At 60.3% G+C, this 16476-nt stretch carries 17 protein-coding genes and 1 tRNA gene; 7 read left to right on the top strand and 11 right to left on the bottom strand.

The features are described from left to right. Positions 1-109 precede the first annotated feature (109 nt). The 3 genes from CCR96_RS01605 to CCR96_RS01595 form a co-directional block, all read right to left on the bottom strand. Positions 110-1054, bottom strand: a complete 945-nt coding sequence (locus tag CCR96_RS01605) for a restriction endonuclease subunit S (protein ID WP_201215437.1) — start codon at positions 1052-1054, stop codon at positions 110-112. Then, the gene (locus CCR96_RS01600) at positions 1051-2499 is read right to left on the bottom strand and encodes a class I SAM-dependent DNA methyltransferase (protein ID WP_201215435.1); all 1449 of its coding nucleotides are present in this window, start codon (positions 2497-2499) and stop codon (positions 1051-1053) included. The genes CCR96_RS01605 and CCR96_RS01600 overlap by 4 nt, the downstream gene beginning before the upstream one ends. 113 nt (positions 2500-2612) lie before the next feature. Further along, a tRNA-Leu gene (locus CCR96_RS01595) sits at positions 2613-2697 on the bottom strand. A gap of 246 nt (positions 2698-2943) precedes the next feature. Here CCR96_RS01595 and CCR96_RS01590 point away from each other — a divergent pair. The 3 genes from CCR96_RS01590 to CCR96_RS01580 all read left to right on the top strand — a co-directional run bounded on the left by CCR96_RS01590 (position 2944) and on the right by CCR96_RS01580 (position 4461). Continuing rightward, complete coding sequence (locus tag CCR96_RS01590) at positions 2944-3600, top strand: LON peptidase substrate-binding domain-containing protein (protein WP_201215418.1); 657 nt, start codon at positions 2944-2946, stop codon at positions 3598-3600. A gap of 87 nt (positions 3601-3687) precedes the next feature. Then, on the top strand, positions 3688-4014 hold the full coding sequence (locus CCR96_RS01585; protein WP_201215410.1) for a HesB/IscA family protein: 327 nt from the start codon (positions 3688-3690) through the stop codon (positions 4012-4014). Between the two features lie 36 nt (positions 4015-4050). After that, the gene (locus CCR96_RS01580; RefSeq protein WP_201215408.1) at positions 4051-4461 is read left to right on the top strand and encodes a SufE family protein; all 411 of its coding nucleotides are present in this window, start codon (positions 4051-4053) and stop codon (positions 4459-4461) included. Positions 4462-4467: 6 nt separating this feature from the next. Here the strand turns inward: CCR96_RS01580 and CCR96_RS01575 are convergent, their stop codons facing one another. Next, positions 4468-5142 carry a Fe2+-dependent dioxygenase gene (locus tag CCR96_RS01575; RefSeq protein WP_201215406.1) on the bottom strand — a complete coding sequence of 225 codons (675 nt, stop codon included), beginning with the start codon at positions 5140-5142 and terminating at the stop codon, positions 4468-4470. A 178-nt stretch (positions 5143-5320) separates the two neighbouring features. Here CCR96_RS01575 and CCR96_RS01570 point away from each other — a divergent pair, with 178 nt between their 5' ends. The 4 genes from CCR96_RS01570 (at position 5321) to mepA (ending at position 9866) form a co-directional block, all read left to right on the top strand. Next, on the top strand, positions 5321-5992 hold the full coding sequence (locus CCR96_RS01570) for a hypothetical protein (protein ID WP_201215404.1): 672 nt from the start codon (positions 5321-5323) through the stop codon (positions 5990-5992). Between the two features lie 20 nt (positions 5993-6012). After that, complete coding sequence (locus tag CCR96_RS01565) at positions 6013-7800, top strand: SLC13 family permease (RefSeq protein ID WP_201215403.1); 1788 nt, start codon at positions 6013-6015, stop codon at positions 7798-7800. Positions 7801-8035: 235 nt separating this feature from the next. After that, a complete protein-coding gene (locus tag CCR96_RS01560; RefSeq protein ID WP_338035792.1) occupies positions 8036-8716 on the top strand; it encodes a hypothetical protein in 681 nt (226 codons plus the stop codon). Between the two features lie 307 nt (positions 8717-9023). Continuing rightward, a complete protein-coding gene (mepA, locus tag CCR96_RS01555) occupies positions 9024-9866 on the top strand; it encodes a penicillin-insensitive murein endopeptidase (protein ID WP_201215401.1) in 843 nt (280 codons plus the stop codon). 24 nt (positions 9867-9890) lie between these two features. Here the strand turns inward: mepA and CCR96_RS01550 are convergent, their stop codons facing one another. The 7 genes from CCR96_RS01550 to CCR96_RS01520 form a co-directional block, all read right to left on the bottom strand. Further along, positions 9891-10295, bottom strand: coding sequence for a hypothetical protein (locus CCR96_RS01550; protein ID WP_201215399.1), 405 nt, complete (start codon positions 10293-10295; stop codon positions 9891-9893). 18 nt (positions 10296-10313) lie between these two features. Further along, positions 10314-10961 carry a 2OG-Fe(II) oxygenase gene (locus tag CCR96_RS01545; protein ID WP_242518313.1) on the bottom strand — a complete coding sequence of 216 codons (648 nt, stop codon included), beginning with the start codon at positions 10959-10961 and terminating at the stop codon, positions 10314-10316. Then, positions 10958-11905: a protein translocase subunit SecF gene (secF, locus tag CCR96_RS01540; protein WP_201215397.1), complete on the bottom strand. Its 948-nt coding sequence runs from the start codon at positions 11903-11905 to the stop codon at positions 10958-10960. The genes CCR96_RS01545 and secF overlap by 4 nt, the downstream gene beginning before the upstream one ends. 26 nt (positions 11906-11931) lie before the next feature. Beyond that, a complete protein-coding gene (gene secD / locus CCR96_RS01535; protein WP_201215395.1) occupies positions 11932-13785 on the bottom strand; it encodes a protein translocase subunit SecD in 1854 nt (617 codons plus the stop codon). Between the two features lie 232 nt (positions 13786-14017). Further along, positions 14018-14347 carry a preprotein translocase subunit YajC gene (gene yajC, locus CCR96_RS01530; RefSeq protein WP_201215393.1) on the bottom strand — a complete coding sequence of 110 codons (330 nt, stop codon included), beginning with the start codon at positions 14345-14347 and terminating at the stop codon, positions 14018-14020. Positions 14348-14405: 58 nt separating this feature from the next. Then, positions 14406-15512: a tRNA guanosine(34) transglycosylase Tgt gene (gene tgt / locus CCR96_RS01525; RefSeq protein WP_201215391.1), complete on the bottom strand. Its 1107-nt coding sequence runs from the start codon at positions 15510-15512 to the stop codon at positions 14406-14408. Then, a complete protein-coding gene (locus CCR96_RS01520; RefSeq protein ID WP_201215389.1) occupies positions 15512-16231 on the bottom strand; it encodes an HAD family hydrolase in 720 nt (239 codons plus the stop codon). Before CCR96_RS01520 ends, tgt begins: the two co-directional genes overlap by 1 nt. Between the last annotated feature and the right edge of the window lie 245 nt (positions 16232-16476).

Here is a 16476-nt window from a genome sequence, read left to right as displayed (position 1 = left end):
CCAACACGTTCAGAAATCGTGCTACTCGCATGGCTGATCAGGTGATCTTGGTCGTTGCAGGGTTGGCCAACCTCAAAAATAACTATGTTTTTCAATGAGAAAACGATTATTATTTGGTCACAAGTCTTTTGTGCCAGCCTTCCTTGAGCACCAACTTTGCAGCATTTTCTGTCAGGTTAGCTCCGTCCAAGTGATCTGGTACGATCCCTGTCTTTCCAATTGTTCCAGCGATACTTATATAAACGTCCCGACTGCTAATTGTATAGCGGAGGATCGTTTCTCTAATCTCTTCGGAGATAAACCCAAGGCCTAATGCGGAAACTGTACCTTCCTCAGTAAAGTCACGCACTGTGATATAAGGGTAAGGGGTCTTTTCTGCTTTCGGCTTGAATCCTTTAGGGAGCCTTTTGCCGCCCTTCACATCGGCAAGTTTGTTGATCGGAATAATACCGAAGCGACTAATGTATTCTTCGATTTTAATATCCAGATATCTTAATAGTAGTTGCCGAGATTCCTCTAAATTCGCTTCCACATTCGCACGGGCGCGATCCAGTCCCTCGAACGCCTCGTCCAGAATGGCGATGATTTGCTTTTGTTCTTCGAGTGGGGGGAGGGGGATTGAGATGGATTTTAGGTTTGTGGCTGAAAGTTCTTTGAATGTCGTGCCGGCTCCTAGATCGTTAAGAGTCTTCTTTATCGCATCGAGAAAGTGATAAAGATAGAGGTAATACAATGATTCACGAGGAACAATGCCTCGACAGCCTTGGTTAAAAGCCATCGGTGTTGAATTGATAGCAAGGTGTCCAATAGGAGCGCGGGTTGACAAAATTACAGACTTTTCTGGAACTAGCCGCGCAGATGAATTGGCCAGGCCTTCCTTTGAAATGGTCCTAGGTGTCTCGGATACTGTTCGGCCTAACATCTGCCCCATGTCCTTCGGTGTAAGCCATTGGATATCCCCATTCCAATAGGATTGGACCTTTGACTTAGGAGTTCCTCCGTTGACAACGTCAGCAACCTCACCGAGCGTCTTTGTTTTCCACCCCGCCTTCATAACAACCCCCTGATCTTCTGCAAGATCGCCGCCGTTTCGGCATCCCTTGCCAGCATCGTATCAATGATCTCCTCAGGCGAGCGCAGCGGTGCCGTTTCCGGTGCGTTCGGGTTCTTCACCGACAGATCGAAGGTGGTCTCATCGAGATCATCCCGGCTCAGGGTCCAGCTCTTGGGGCTATCGGCGCGATCGCGTTGCAGGTTGACGAATTCGACCAGGTCGTCATCGTTGAGCGGGTTGGTCTTGCCCAAATTGCGACCAGGATCGAGCTGGTAGAACCAGATGTCACGGGTTGGTGCGCCCTTCTCGAAGAACAGCACCACGGTCTTGACGCCGGCGCCCTGGAAGGTGCCTTGCGGGCAGTCGAGCACGGTGTGCAGCTTGCAGCTGTCCAGCAGCTCTTTGCGCAGCGCGACGCTGGCGTTGTCGGTGTTGCTGAGGAAGGTATTTTTGATCACCACGGCCGCGCGACCGCCGGCCTTGAGCTTGCGCATGAAGTGCTGCAAGAACAGGTAGGCGGTCTCGCCGGTCTTGATCGGGAAATTCTGCTGCACCTCGCGCCGCTCGCCGCCACCAAAGGGCGGATTGGCGAGGATGAGGTCATGGCGGTCGCGCTCTTGGATGTCCATCAGGTTCTCGTTGAGCGAGTTGGTGTGGACGATGTTCGGCGCCTCGATGCCGTGCAGCACCATGTTCATGATGCCGATGACGTAGGCCAGCGATTTCTTCTCCTGACCGAAGAATGTGCGTGTCTGCAGGGTCTCGTACTCGGAGGCGCTGAGCTTGTCGTGGCGCAGGTGGTTGTAGGCTTCGCAGAGGAAGCCGGCGGAGCCGACCGCGCCATCGTAGATGGTCTCGCCGATCCGGGGTGCGGTCACTTGCACCATGGCGCGGATCAGCGGGCGCGGGGTGTAATACTCGCCGCCATTGCGCCCGGCATTGCCCATGCGGCGGATGCGCGTCTCGTACAGCTCCGAGAGTTCGTAGCGCTGTGCCTGGGTGTTGAATGAGAGCCCGTCGACGATCTCCAGCACGTCGCGCAGGATGTAGCCGGAGCGGAACTTGTTGCGCAGCTCGGTGAAGACCTCGCCGATCTTGTATTCGATGGTCCGGGCGCTGAGTGCCGACCGCCGGAACGAGCCCAGGTAGGGGAATAGCTTGTCGTCGATGAAATCGATCAGGTCGTCGCCGATCAGGGCCGCGTTGTGGTCGAAGGCGCCGTCTTTCTTGGGCGCCGCCCAGCGGTCCCAGCGAAAGCCGCTGCCGATGATCGGTCGGTAGGTCTCACCGTTGAGTTCGGCGCGGTCTTGGCGCTCGGTCTCGAGGTCGTGCAGGTACTTGAGGAATAGCACCCAGGAGATCTGCTCGACATAGTCCAGCTCGTTGCTGATGCCTTCCTCGGCGCGTAGGTCGCGCTCGATGCCGTTGAATGCGTTTTCGTACATCGAAGGGGTCTTCCGTTGATCGAGAAAAGACCTGCATAGGGCGCCACCAAGGGTCAGAGCGCAAGCGCAAACAAGGCTATCGCCGCACGACCTTGGAGGTTTCGGGGGAGAAATGGTGCCCGGAGCCGGACTCGAACCGGCACGGCTTGCGCCGAGGGATTTTAAGTCCCTTGTGTCTACCAATTTCACCATCCGGGCGGTTTGGAGGTGCGCTGCTGACCGCAGGGGCTCAGCGCTGGATGGTCGGCGGGTATTATGACGTTTTGAGGCCATTTCGGCGAGTGTCATCGGAAGCGGGTGCTTGTTGCGTCTGCGAAGGTTTTTGAACCGCTGGGGTCGGGCTTTTAGGATCGGGCTCTGAGGATTGGGCTTTGAGCGCAGCCGCGATCGACCCCATGTCCGATGATTGGGTTAGATACTGAGCGAGCAACGGAGATTCGCGCTATGCGCAGCCCCTTTCTTCAGCGTCTTGCGGACCTGCCAGACGTGTTGCCAATCTTTCCACTGAGCGGGGCGGTGGTGCTGCCAGGGGTGCAGCTGCCGCTGAACATCTTCGAGCCGCGCTACCTCGCGCTGGTGCAGGCGGCGCTGGCGAGCGATCATCTTGTCGGCATGGTGCAGCCGCGCGGGCCGGCTGAGGATGAACAGCTCGATATCCATCGGGTCGGCTGCGCTGGGCGCATCACCTCTTACAGTGAGACCAACGATGGTCGGATCATCCTGGTGCTGACAGGGCTGTGCCGGTTCAAGGTCGTGCAAGAGCTGCCGATGCAGGACGGTTTTCGGCGGATCAAGCCGGATTGGCAGGTGTTCGCGCTCGACCTGGAGGACGATGAGGCAGGCCTGGCTGAGCGGGATCGGTTCATGGGCTCACTGAGAGCATTCTGCGATCGGCGCAGCGTGGAAATCCCTTGGGACGACGTGAGCAACATGGCCGACACCGACCTGGTCAATCTCCTCTGCACGCACCTGCCACTGGACGCGGAGGACAAGCAGGCGTTGCTCGAGACGGTTCCGTTGGGGGAGCGGGCGACCTTGATGCGGGGACTGATGGATATGTCGGCGCACGCCTCCGGGCTTGGAACCGAGCATCGCCATTAGCCAGTCGGAGGGTGATCGGCCCTTGAAATTTGCTCCAACGAAAGGCACTAGCAGGGCATCGTCTGATACGACTCGAGGAATCTAGAGATGGCAGTCACTTTGACCGACGCGGCCGCGAGCCACGTCAACAAGATGCTTCAACAGCGTGGCCATGGCGTCGGGCTGCGCATCGGAACACGCAAGAGCGGTTGCACAGGCTTCGCGTACGTTGTCGACTACGCTGACGACTGCGGTGACAGCGACCATATTTTTGAAAGTCACGGTGTGAAGGTCGTCGTCGACGAGGCTAGCCTGCCGCGGCTGGAAGGGATGGAGGTCGACTTCGTCAAGTCGAGCCTGCTCAACGAGGGCTTCGAGTTTCGTAACCCGAATGTCAAGGACGAGTGCGGCTGCGGCGAGTCGTTTAGCGTCTGATCGCAACCTCTGATCGCAACCACGGAAGCTAGGCTCATGGCCGACGAATCGATCCAAGACATCATCGATACCTTTGACTTGCTAGGCGACTGGGACCAGCGCTACCAGTATCTGGTTGAGATCGGCGAGCGGCTCCCAGCGATGGAGCCGGCCGACAAGATCGATGCCAACCGGGTGATGGAGTGCATGAGCACGGTGCATGTGGTTGCAAAGCCCGAGAGCGGCGCGATCCGCTTCGATGGTGATTGCGACACAGCGATCATCAAAGGCGTGGTCGCGTTGTTGGTCGGGCTGTTCTCAGGCAAGACCGCGGCCGAGATCGAGGCCCTCGATGTCGATGCCCTGTTCGAAGGGCTGCAACTCGAAGAGCATCTGAGCCCAAATCGACACGTCGGCGTCTATGCGATCGTGAACAAGATGAAGGGGCAGGCCGCGCGTGCGGCCTAATGCCTGTTAAAGGTCGCTCCACATCCGCACAAGGTTGGAATAGCTGCGGTCGACCAAGGCCGTGTGGTCCGCGGTCGGCGCCTCTTTTAGCAAGACTTCACGCGCCTGGTTGAGTTCGAAAAGCAGCTCCCGTTGAGCGGGATCGCGCACGTAGCTTTGTATCCAGGTGAGCGCCACCAGACGCTCTCCGCGCGTGACCTCAGCGACCTGATGCAGGCTCGAGGAGGGATAGATCACGGCATCGCCGGCGGGCAGCTTCACGCGTCGGTCGCCAAACGGCGTGCGCATCACCAAGTCGCCGCCATCGTAGGTGTCTGGCGCGTTGAGGAACAGCGTCATCGAGACATCGCTGCGAAAGCGCGGCCCAGTGCTGCCCATGATCGGATCATCGACATGGTCGCCATAGGTCATGCCGGGGCGATAGCGGGCGAAGATCGGGTCGGCGACACGATGCGGCAGGGCGCCGAAGCGGAAGCGCTCGTTGTGGCCGAGGCTGGCCATGAGGATGCGCACCAGTAACTTCATACGCTCTGGTTCTTGGCGCATCTCCTCGTTGTGCTTGACCCGCGAGGCGGCGAAGCCGGCACTGAGCTTGCCATCGACGAATTCGGCGTCAGCGAGGAGCTCTTGGATCTTCTGGACCTGAGCGGGATTCAATAGGCCGGGAATGGTGAGCAGCATAAGACAAGCTTACAAGCAGTTGTCGAAAGGAGACCCTGAAACAGACGCTTGATATTCAGGGGACGGTGACGTGCCGGATGGTGACGCGCCATAAAGGTGGTCGGCGCCGACATGGCCACTGAGTTCGGTATAGAATCGGTCGCCTGATCGCGATCACGCAGAGACGTTGGAGGGCCGGATGATCCTCAAGGCCATCATTGATGAGCAAGTTTACACCCTGAACGTGCCCGATCCCGTGATCGAGCGCGGCGATGAGTTTTTTGACCAGCTAGACCGAGATATGGACCAGGGCTGGCAGATGAGCCGCGAGTGGGTCGAGGCGCCGGATCGGCTGCAACGCTGCCAGATCATCGCCGACAAGCTCCTGACCGCGCTCGAGAAAGAGAACGAAAAGCTGGGCATGCTGATGGCTGGCTATATCCTCAGCAGGTTGCCCCAGGTCGAGAGCGTCGAGCTTGATCTCCAGGGTGAGATACAGAACAACCAGTTCCGGTTCAGTGAAGCACCCGGGCTGAGTGATGCAGACGCTAGGCAGACGACCCCGCATGAGAAGCCGGCAAGCTCCACAGCAGGCAATGCGACTGCCGAAACTGGGGCTGCGTCTGGGACTGGTGCGGCGTCAGCCGCCCATTCAGGCCTGCCATCCGGACTGAACAAGATGCAGGCGATGGCACAGGCCGGGCAGGATGTGACTCAAGTCTTCAAGGTCGGCAAGGCGTATCGGTTTTCCGTCATGGATCACGCTAGCGGTAACTGGCAAGACTCCCCGCTCATTGCCACCGAGGCTGAGGCCGAGCGGCTCCGCCAACAAGCCTTCAAGGCGCGCTACGAGGCCTTACAACAACGCTGATCGGAGTGGCGTCGGCCGGCATGGACGGAATCATCCAGCTCGGTTGGCAAGGATGGCTCAGCCTTGGGCTGGTCGTGCTCTCGTTCGTTCTTTTTCTCCGCACGCGCATGGCCCCCGATGTGATCACATCGGGGGCGCTCACTGTTTTACTGGTGACTGGCGTGTTAACGCCGAGCGAGGCCCTCGCCGGTTTTGCCAACCCGGGCATGCTCACCGTTGCCGTTCTCTACATGGTGGTGTCCGGCCTCAAGGAGACCGGGGCAGTGGGTTGGATCGGCCAGACGCTGCTCGGCCGCCCCAAGGGCGAAAACAATGCGCGGTTACGCCTGATGCTGCCGGCTGCGGGGCTCAGCGCCTTTCTCAACAATACCGCCGTGGTCGCGATCTTCATCCCGGCGGTTGCCGACTGGGCGCGTCGACATCGGTTGTCGCTCTCCGGACTGCTGATCCCGCTCAGCTTCGCCAGCATCGTCGGTGGCACCTGTACCCTGATCGGCACTAGCACCAATCTGGTCGTGAATGGCCTCTACAGCAGTCAAGTCGAGGGGCCTGGCTTCGGGCTGTTCGAGCTTGCCTGGATCGGGCTGCCATTAGTGTTTGCGACCTTGGCATTCATCCTCCTCAGTGCGCGTTGGTTGTTGCCAAAACGGGCGACGGCCACCGAACGTTTCGAGGACGTCCGCCGCTTTACCACCGAGATGTTGGTCAACGCGGATAGCCCGCTGGCCGGCAAGAGTATCGAGGCCGCCGGACTGCGCCAGCTGCCAGGCCTGTTCCTCGCCGAGATCGAGCGCGATGGGCAGATCATGCCGGCCGTCTCGCCGCAGGTGCTGCTTGCGGCGGGCGATCGACTGGTGTTTGCTGGCATCCTCGATTCGGTGGTCGAATTGCACCGCATCCGTGGTCTGATGCCGGCGACGAAACAGGTCTATAAGCTCGGTGGACCCCGCCAGGACCGCTGCTTCGTCGAGGCCGTCATCTCGAATAAGTGTCCGCTGGTGGGCTCCAGTGTGCGCAAGGGCCACTTTCGCGGCTACTACAATGCGGTCATCTTGGCGCTGTCGCGTAACGGCGAGCGGGTGGAGCGGAAGATTGGCGACATCATCCTCGAGGCCGGCGATACATTGCTGCTCGAGACGCGTCCCGATTTCCTGCTACAGCAGCGCAATTCCAAAGACTTCCTCGTCGTGAGTCAGTTTGGTGATGAACACCCGCTCAGCCACGATCGGGCGCCGATCGCGATTGCTATCGTGGTCGCGATGGTTGCCGTCGTCACCCTTGAGCTGCTCAGCATGCTGGAGGCTGCGCTGCTGGCTGCCGGGGCGATGATCCTGACCCGCTGCACACCCGATCGAGTCGCTCGGCGCGCACCAGACTGGCAGGTGCTGATCGTGATCGCGACCTCGTTTGGTATCGGTGCCGCGCTGGAGAAGACGGGCGCCGCCGCACTGCTGGCGGGATCGCTGATCGAGTTTGCCGGCGGTGTCCCCTGGCTCGCCCTGGGGCTGCTGTTTGTTGCGGCAGCATTGCTGACCGCGCTGGCAACCAACAATGTCGCGGCGGTCTTGCTGTTCCCTGTTGCGATCGATAGTGCGCGGCTGATGGAGGTGAGTGCGGTCCCGTTCCTGGTGACCTTGATGGTGGGCGCCTCAGCGAGCTTCGCCACGCCGATCGGCTATCAGACCAACCTGATGGTGTTCAACGTTGGCGGCTATCGCTTCGCTGATTTCATGCGAATCGGCATCCCCCTCACGGCGCTGATCGGCCTGATCACGGTCGCCCTAGTGCCGTTGATCTGGCCATTTTGATCTTCCTCATGCTCGGGTGTCTATTTGTATTGACACTTTTTGAATTTTTTTGTGTCAATCAGACTACACACAATCTGAAAAGGGTTTACACTTAGGCGGAGCTTGTCACTTCCGGCGGTCCCGCGTCGCGATAGCGGTGTCGGTTTTAGCGCGACGTCGTGTTGAGGTCTACCCTGTACCTCGACGGTTGTGACTGTCGGTCCCCTTCACTACAGGTCCAGTTGGAGGACTCGTCGTGCCTGAAGCTACTGCCGTTCCCAGTGCAACGCCTGCCAAGCCCAAACCCAAACCCAAGGTCAAGCGCAAGCGTTATCAATCCCCCCTGCTGCTTTCGCTGTTGCCGCAGATCGTCTTATTTGTCAGCGCGGTCGTCTTGTTTTGGCTGAGCCAGAACGATATGGCAGGTACCATCGAGTACTGGGAATACTTCGGCGCGGTCATCGCGGTGATCTCCTTGATCTCGGGTTGGAGTCAGTCTTATCTCTCGAACGAGGTCCGGGCCTGGTACCTGATTAAGCAGGTGATCCATTGGGGGGCTCTGTTCACCCTTCTGTATGTCGCCAATAACCAAGGGTTACGTGGGGCGATTGATGCCCAGCAGTACACCACGATCGTGATCTACCTGATCGCCTTCACAACATTGCTGGCTGCGATTCACCTCGACTTCAAGCTGTTCTTCTTCAGCCTGTTCCTGGTGTTCTGCGCCTATCTCCTCGCCGTACCGGCCGATAACGCCGTGCTGCTCTACATCGGCGAAACCTTCGGCATCGACGGTGCGCAGAGCAAGACGCTATCGATCAGTATTGGTGTTGCGGTGGCGGGCTTTATCGCGAGCACCTTTGTGCTGCTCTCGATGCGTGGTGCTCTGCTCACGAAACGCATCGGCGCTAAGCGTAAGGAAGCGGAAGCGGCTTAGGCGATTGCTAGAAACGCTTGTACCGAATGGCGTGGGGCTCTTCGTCTGCCATCAAGAAGCGTCGCCGGGAGCATAGCTCGGCTATGTGACCGGCGGCGTTGCAGGCGTTATCGCGGCACCACGCCCTGATGCCCTGGCTGACGTTATACTGATCGCTTATTTGTCGCCATTGAATGGCGCATCGATCAGGAACGCGCTGATGATCTCTCTATCTTGTCGGCTTTGGGTACAGCAATCGCGTCATCTTCTCGCATGGCGGCGGGTGATGCCCGTTGGTTGGGCGCTCGGTACTGGCCGCAGACTCAGCATGATGAGCGCTGTGCGACTGGGGTTGGGACTGCTTTCGTTAGTGGCCCTCGAGACTAGCCTGGCTGCTGAGACACCCTGGTCTCAGGTGCAGACCACCGCCACGGGCCGCGTCGAAGCGATCGGCGGACCCTCAAACGGATGCCTTCGCGGTGCTCTCGCGCTACCACCAAGCGGCGAAGGCTTCGTCAGTATCCGTCGCCATCGAAATCGCTACTACGGGCACGTCAAGACGATCGGCTTGATTGAAGTGTTGGGGGCAGCGGTTTCGGAGCACACCGGTGGTCGCCTGATCATGATCGGTGACCTCGCCCAGCCCCGGGGTGGGCGGATGGCGTCCTCGCATGTCAGTCATCAGAACGGGCTGGACGTTGATATCTGGCTCACCCTGGCTGATTCGCCTCGCCAAGCCTGGCAAGACACCCCCGAAGTCCGTGATCCGCCAAGCCTGCTTGGCAAACATGGTCTTCAGCCCAATTCGGCCTGGGGAGCGGATCAGGAGTTCTTGATCAAGCGCGCGGCCGAACATCCAGACGTCGACCGTATCCTCGTCAATCCAGGCATCAAGCGCGCGCTCTGCCGCAGCGACCCCGATGCGCCTTGGCTGCGTAAACTGCGACCCTGGTGGGGGCACGATGCACACATGCATGTGCGGCTGAAATGCCCAGCAGATAGCCCGAACTGCCAAGGGCAGGCGCCCATCGCTCGGGGAAGCGGCTGCGGCTCCGAACTTGCCTGGTGGTTCAGTCCGCAGTCTCGGTCGCCGCGCGGCGGATCATCGGCCAAACCGAAGCCGCGCCCAGAGCCGCCAGCCGCTTGTCTAAGTCTGCTGAAATCCCCTTGAGTCAAAGGACCGACGGCGGCGGTATCAAGATGGCCCTTTCAACAGGCGCTGGAGCGCTGCCTCCATATCGGTCTCGCTGACGGGTAGTGGCAGCGTCGCAAAGAGCGGAAAGCGCTCAAGCAGCAGGTCGAGTTTGTGCCGGTGGTCGGGCTGATAGATAGCGATGACACGCACCTGCGGGTGACGCTGCAGCCGTGCCATCAGGGTCTCGAGATTGCTAGTGCGATCACGAAAATCCGATTGGAAATTGTACTCGGCAACGATGACGTCCGGGAGCTGGCGTTTGAGGGCGGCTTGTGCCTTGCGTTGCGAGCTGACCAGCTCGGTGTCGAAGCCAAGCCGACGATAGAGCGGGTTGAAGTTGGGATAGCCGCCCAGCTCAATGATCGCGAGGAGGCGCGGCGCTGTGATCGGGGCGTTGGTCGACATCGTGTCGGAATTGAGGCCTCAGGCAAAGACGACCCAGGTCGTGGCAATGTATTTGAGCCCTGCCCGTAACTCCGCTGCCCGATGCTCATGGGTCCAGAACGGGGGAAATAACACGAGCTTTCCACGCTCTGGTCGCACGCTGAGCTGTTGAAACAGAAAGTCGGTCTCGCCGCCTGGGCCGGGCACATCATTGAGATACCAGAGGGCCACGAGCTGGCGTTGACTGAGTTCGTGGCTGCCACCGTCGATATGCCAATGATAGTACTCGCCGGCGCGATAGCGCTGGACCTGATAGCCGATGTCCTTGAATGGCCCTTTGAAGTAGGGAAAGGCCTCGCGCAGCTCCAGCATGGCGGCGCCGAGCGAGCGAAAGAACATTCGATCGACGTCTTTCCAGTCGTCCTTATTGCTGACAACTAGATCGGTTGTCTTCTTCACCGAGGCGTCTTCTTCCCGCAACTGGCCGACGCGACCGGCATACTGTTGCGCTGGATTGGCTTCGAAGCGGGCGATGACCTCGTCGCAGAAGGCGGGCGGCAGCGCCGCTGGACGCTCGAAGATGAAGCTACCTGGCTTGAGTTCGCGCAGGCTGTTCAGAGCCGCGGCACCAACCGCCAGTGGTGCAGAGGTTGTCATCGGCGTATCAGCACTTGCATCAGTACTCATGGGCGGTCATCCACCACCTTGCCTTCTTTCTCTACTGGCATCAGATCGGCTCGGCTTAAGCCCAACCAAACGGCGGCGGCGGTAGCGATATAGATGGTCGAGTAGGTACCTACCAAGACGCCGATGATCAACGCCAGTGAGAAGCCAGCGATGGCGGCGCCGCCGAGGAAGTAGAGCGCCAGTAGCACCAGCAGCGTGGTTCCGGAGGTGATGATGGTGCGCGACAGGGTCTGATTGACCGAGCGATTGCTGATCTCGATCACCGTGCCCTTACGCATCTTGCGGAAGTTTTCGCGAATGCGGTCGAAGATGACGATGGTGTCGTTGAGCGAGTAGCCGATGACGGCGAGCACCGCCGCGAGCACCGTCAGATCGAAGGGGATGTAGAAGATCGAGAACAGGCCGATGGTGAACAGCACATCGTGCATCAGAGCGGCGACCGCGCCCACCGCCAGTCGCCACTCAAATCGCAGCGCGACATAGACCAGGATACCAATCAGCGCGAACAGCACCGCCAAACCACCCTGCTCGCGCAGCTCCTCGCCGACTTGTGGCCCGACGAATTCAACCCGCCGCAGCTCGATCGCGGTCTCGGCATTTGCGCTGAGCAGCCGGAACACGCGATCGCTCAGCTCAGCACTGGCCTCTTCACCTTCTTGTGGGGCAATGCGGATCAGGATGTCGCGGTTCGAGCCGAAGTATTGGACAGTTGCGTCGACGATGCCTGCTTCGGCCAACGTCGTGGTGATGGCGGCGACTTCGACTGGCTGCTCATAGCCGAGCTCGATCACGGTACCGCCGGTGAAATCGAGGCCAAAGTTGAAGCCGCGTAACAGGATCGATAACAGGCAGATAACCATCAGCGCCCCGGAGACGATCGCTGCAATGCGTCGTTTACCGAGAAAGTCGATGTTGGACTCTTTGAGGATTTGGGCGTGCGCCATAGGGGTGCTCCTGGTGAGATGATCAGTTAGATCGCGAGCCGCTTCACGCGACGCCCGCCGTAGATCAGGTTGATCAACGCCCGAGATCCGAGAATGGCGGTGAACATCGAGGTGAGGATGCCGATGAACAGGGTGACCGCGAAGCCCTTGACCGGCCCGGTACCGAAGCTGAACAGGACGATAGCCGCGATCAAGGTGGTCACATTAGCATCGACGATGGTGGACAGCGCCTTGTCATAACCGGCGTGGATGCTCGCCTGCGGCGTGCTGCCGTTGCGGATCTCCTCGCGGATGCGCTCGAAGATCAGCACATTGGCGTCGACGGCCATGCCCACGGTCAAGACGATACCGGCGATACCGGGCATGGTGAGCGTTGCCTGCAGCAGCGAGAGCACGGCGATGATCAGCACCAGGTTGACCACCAGCACCACATCGGCCACCAGCCCGAAGACGCGGTAGTACAAGGCCATGAAGATGACGACCAGGGAGAGTCCGATGAGCACCGAGCGGAAGCCCTGATCGATATTGTCCTGGCCGAGGCTTGGGCCGATGGTGCGCTCCTCGACGATCTCGATCGGTGCCGCTAGCGCGCCAGCGCGCAGCAACAAGGCGAGGGTATGCGCTTCTTCGGAGCTGTCGAGGCCGGTGGTCTGGAAGCGTCGGCCAAAGGGCTCGAGGATGTTGGCAACGCTGATCACCTCCTCGCTGCGAACCCGTTCTTTCACCGGCTCGCCATCGACGATGCGCGTGACCGTGCGGGATTCGATGAACACCACGGCCATCGGCTTGCCGACGTTCTCGGTGGTCACCCGGCGCATCTGGCGAGCACCCTGGCCGTCGAGACTGACGCTCACCATTGGCGAGCCGCTTTGTTGGTCGAAGCCAGCCGCGGCGCTGGTGATCTGGTCGCCGGTGACGATGACTCGGCGTTTGAGCAGGATCGGCTGGCCGTTGCGCTCGTAGTAGAGCGCGGCACCGACCGGTACCCGACCATCAAGCGCATCCTGTACGTTGTGCTCGGTGTCGACCAAGCGGTATTCGAGGGTAGCTGTCGCCCCTAGCAGATCCTTAAGGCGGGCTGGGTCTTGAGCGCCGGGCAGCTGGACGATGATGCGACGCTCACCCTGGCGCTGGATGATCGGCTCGGCGACGCCCAGCGCGTTGACGCGGTTGCGCAGCGTGGTGATGTTTTGTTGGAGCGCGAAGCCTTTGATCTCTGCTTGCTTGGCCGGTGGCAGGATGGCGTAGACGTAGTAATCGCCGCCTTCGCTACCCGTCGTCACCTCTAGATCTTGAAACTCTCGCCGGATCAGCTTGGCCGCCTCATCCCGGACTGGCTCCTCGCGGAAGCGGACCGCGATGCGGCCGTTCTCGTGGCCAACCGTCAGATAGCGGATGCGATCGTTGCGCAACAGGGTACGGATGTCACCGGTGAAGCGTTCGAGCGCCTGTGTCACCGCCGCATCCATATCGACATCGATCAACACATGGATACCACCGCGAAGATCAAGGCCGAGGAACATCGGCTGCAACCCGAGTGCTTCAACCCAGCCAGGGAGATCCGGAGATTGTGTCAGCGCATGCTGATAGCGGTCGCCCAGGGTCCGCTCGAGGGTTGCTTGACCGCGCAGTTGGTCACTCGGCTTCTCGAAACGGATCAGGGCTCGGCCAGCTTCGCGCGCTTCGATCGCCTTCACCGGCACGCCGGCGTTCTCCATTGCCGCCGCGATCTCAGCCCGAGTCGCAGCACTGACCTCACCCGTTTCCGCCTTGATCTCGATTGCCGGGTCCTGCGAAAACAGGTTTGGCAATGCCAAGATCAGGCCGAAGAGGATGACAGCCAGGATCAGCAAATTCTTCCAAAGTGGATACTGATTCATGGGGTGTGTCTTTCAGTGGCGGAAATTTGCGGCGAACAGCACGATCAGAGCGCGGTCAAGCCGTGAACGAGCGCATGGTTATGGAAGATGGTCACGCGCGTTGAAGCTGCGGTTAAGCGGGAGCGGCATCCGGTTGCCTGAAGCACTGGCTCAGGGCAAGCAAAGTCCGCTGTGTCAAGCGGCGTCGGCGGGCGTGACTGAGGAGCCGTTGCCCCCCAGTGCGACGATTCGCTCAAAGATCTTTCAACGATCCCTTCGGCAGCACCGCCTCGATCGCTTGGCGGCGGATCTTGATGATCACGTTATCGGCCACTTCGACCTGCGCAAAATTGTCGCCGAGGTCGGTGATACGCCCGGCGACGCCACCCATGGTGACGACCTCATCGCCTTTGCCCAGCCCTTCAACCAGGCGCTTGTGTTCCTTTTGACGTTTGATCTGTGGCCGAATCATCAAGAAATACAAGATGATGATGAGGCCAATCGGGAACAGCAGCCCCAGCAACGGGTCGCCAGCGGGAGCGCCTTCGGCCTGGGCCAGCGCGTCAGAGATGAAAAAGCTCATCAGAGGGTTCCTCTTAGGCCGCGCTATGCGCGCGATTCAGCAGTGATCTAGCCCGCTATTATGGCATATCCTCATGCGCAGAGAACTGGGCCGCGAAGGCCGCGAATGCGCCTGCGGCGATGGCCTCGCGCAGCGCGCGCATCAGGTCCTGATAGAAGGCGAGATTGTGGATGGTGTTCAGACGAGCACCTAGGATCTCGTTGCAACGCTCCAGATGATGCAGATAGGCGCGGCTGTAGTGCTGGCAGGTGTAGCAGCCACAGCGCGGATCAAGCGGACGTTCGTCATTTTTGTAGCGAGCGTTGCGAATTCGCAAAACACCACCGCGCACGAAGAGGTGGCCGTTGCGGGCGTTGCGGGTTGGCATCACGCAATCGAAGAGATCGATCCCGCGTGCGACGGCCTCGACGATGTCAGCGGGCTTGCCGACACCCATGAGGTAGCGAGGATGCTCAGCCGGCAGCTCGGTCGCGAGATGATCAAGCACCCGCAGCCGATCTTCGCGCGGCTCGCCGACTGAGAGTCCACCAACTGCGTAGCCATCGAAACCGATCTCGACCAGGCCGGTTAGCGAGGCCGAGCGCAGTGCCGGCGACATGCCACCCTGGACAATGCCGAAGAGCGCGGCTGGATTGCCCGAATGCGCCTGCTTGCAGCGCTTGGCCCAACGCAGTGAAAGCTCCATCGAGGCACGCACCTGTTCGTCACTGGCCGGATAGGGCGTGCACTCGTCGAAGATCATGACGATATCGGAGCCAAGCGCCCGCTGCACCGCCATGGACTCTTCAGGGCCCAGGAACACGGGGCTGCCGTCGATCGGCGAGCGGAAATGGACGCCTTGCTCGCTGATCTTGCGCAGCTCGCCGAGGCTGAAGACCTGGAAGCCACCCGAATCGGTCAGGATGGGGCCATCCCAGTGCATGAACCGATGCAGACCGCCAAACGGTTCGATGATCTCGGTCCCGGGCCGCAGCATCAGATGGAAGGTGTTGCCGAGGATGATCTCGGCGCCGATCTCACGCAGCTCCTCCGGTGTCATGCCCTTGACCGTGCCGTAGGTACCAACGGGCATGAAGGCTGGGGTCTCGATGCTGCCGCGTGGCAGGGTGAGGCGAGCGCGCCGGGCTAAGCCATCGCTCGCCAAGCGCTCAAATACTAGGCTCATCACTCGGTCTCCCCGAGGCCAAGCCAGGCCTCGGCCGCGGTCAGTTCCGCCACCTCCAATAGCGGCGGCTGAAGCTCAGTGGGCCAGGCGCGCCCGGTCCGATTCACCCAGATGGCAGCAAGCCCCACGGCCCGGGCCGCCTCGACATCGAGCGCGGGATCATCGCCGATGTGCAGGGTTTGCTCAGGCCTGGCATCAGCCCAGCGCATCGCTAACTCGAAGAGCGCTGGGTCTGGCTTAGCGGCACCGGCATCGGCCGCGGTGAGACAGTGGTTGAAGGTATCGCGAAGCGGGGTGTGCTGGATCTGCGCATTGCCATTCGTGACCGCGACTAACGGGCAGTGGCGGCGCAGCCGAGCCAAGACTGCAGCGACGTCCGGATAGGGTTCAACCTGATTGCGTGCCACACGGAAGGCGCGCATCGCGCCATCTGCCAACGCATTGGCGTGCTGCTCGGAATAGCCGAGCTCGCTCAGCAGGCTCAGCAACGACACATGCCGCAGCGCGGTCACGTCATGAGCGATGTCCGGGCGGGTTTGCATCAGGACACGGCGATTAGCGCGCAGACTCTCAAGATCGTGGCGCTGCGCTAGGCGAGGGGCTTGGGCGGCGAGCCAGGCGTAGTGCGCGGTTTCCGCGGCTTGGATGACTGGCGCACAGGGCCAAACCGTATCGTCAAGGTCAACGGTGATTAAGCGAAGATGATGCCAAGCAGACATGCGAGCGTTCAGGATTCTGTTGTGGGCCTGTTGCTGCAACCGACGTCGAGAGCCTGGCGATATAGGCTGGCGATGCAGCGTAGAGCATTTCGAGTTAATGAGCGCGCTCCGCGAGCGACGGCGCGCTCATTGTGCGTCAAGGTCAGGTAACAAGAACAGCGGCGATCAGAGCAAGGATACGCTTGGCTTGAGCCGCGGCGCCCAAACCTCGGGCAGAGATCGCGTGCGCTCGCCGCGGCATCTTC

This window comes from Halochromatium roseum (assembly GCF_016653315.1).
GTDB lineage: Bacteria > Pseudomonadota > Gammaproteobacteria > Chromatiales > Chromatiaceae > Lamprobacter > Lamprobacter roseus.
Note: the sequence above shows the minus strand (reverse complement) of the source record. Positions and strands in the feature narration are given on the sequence as shown.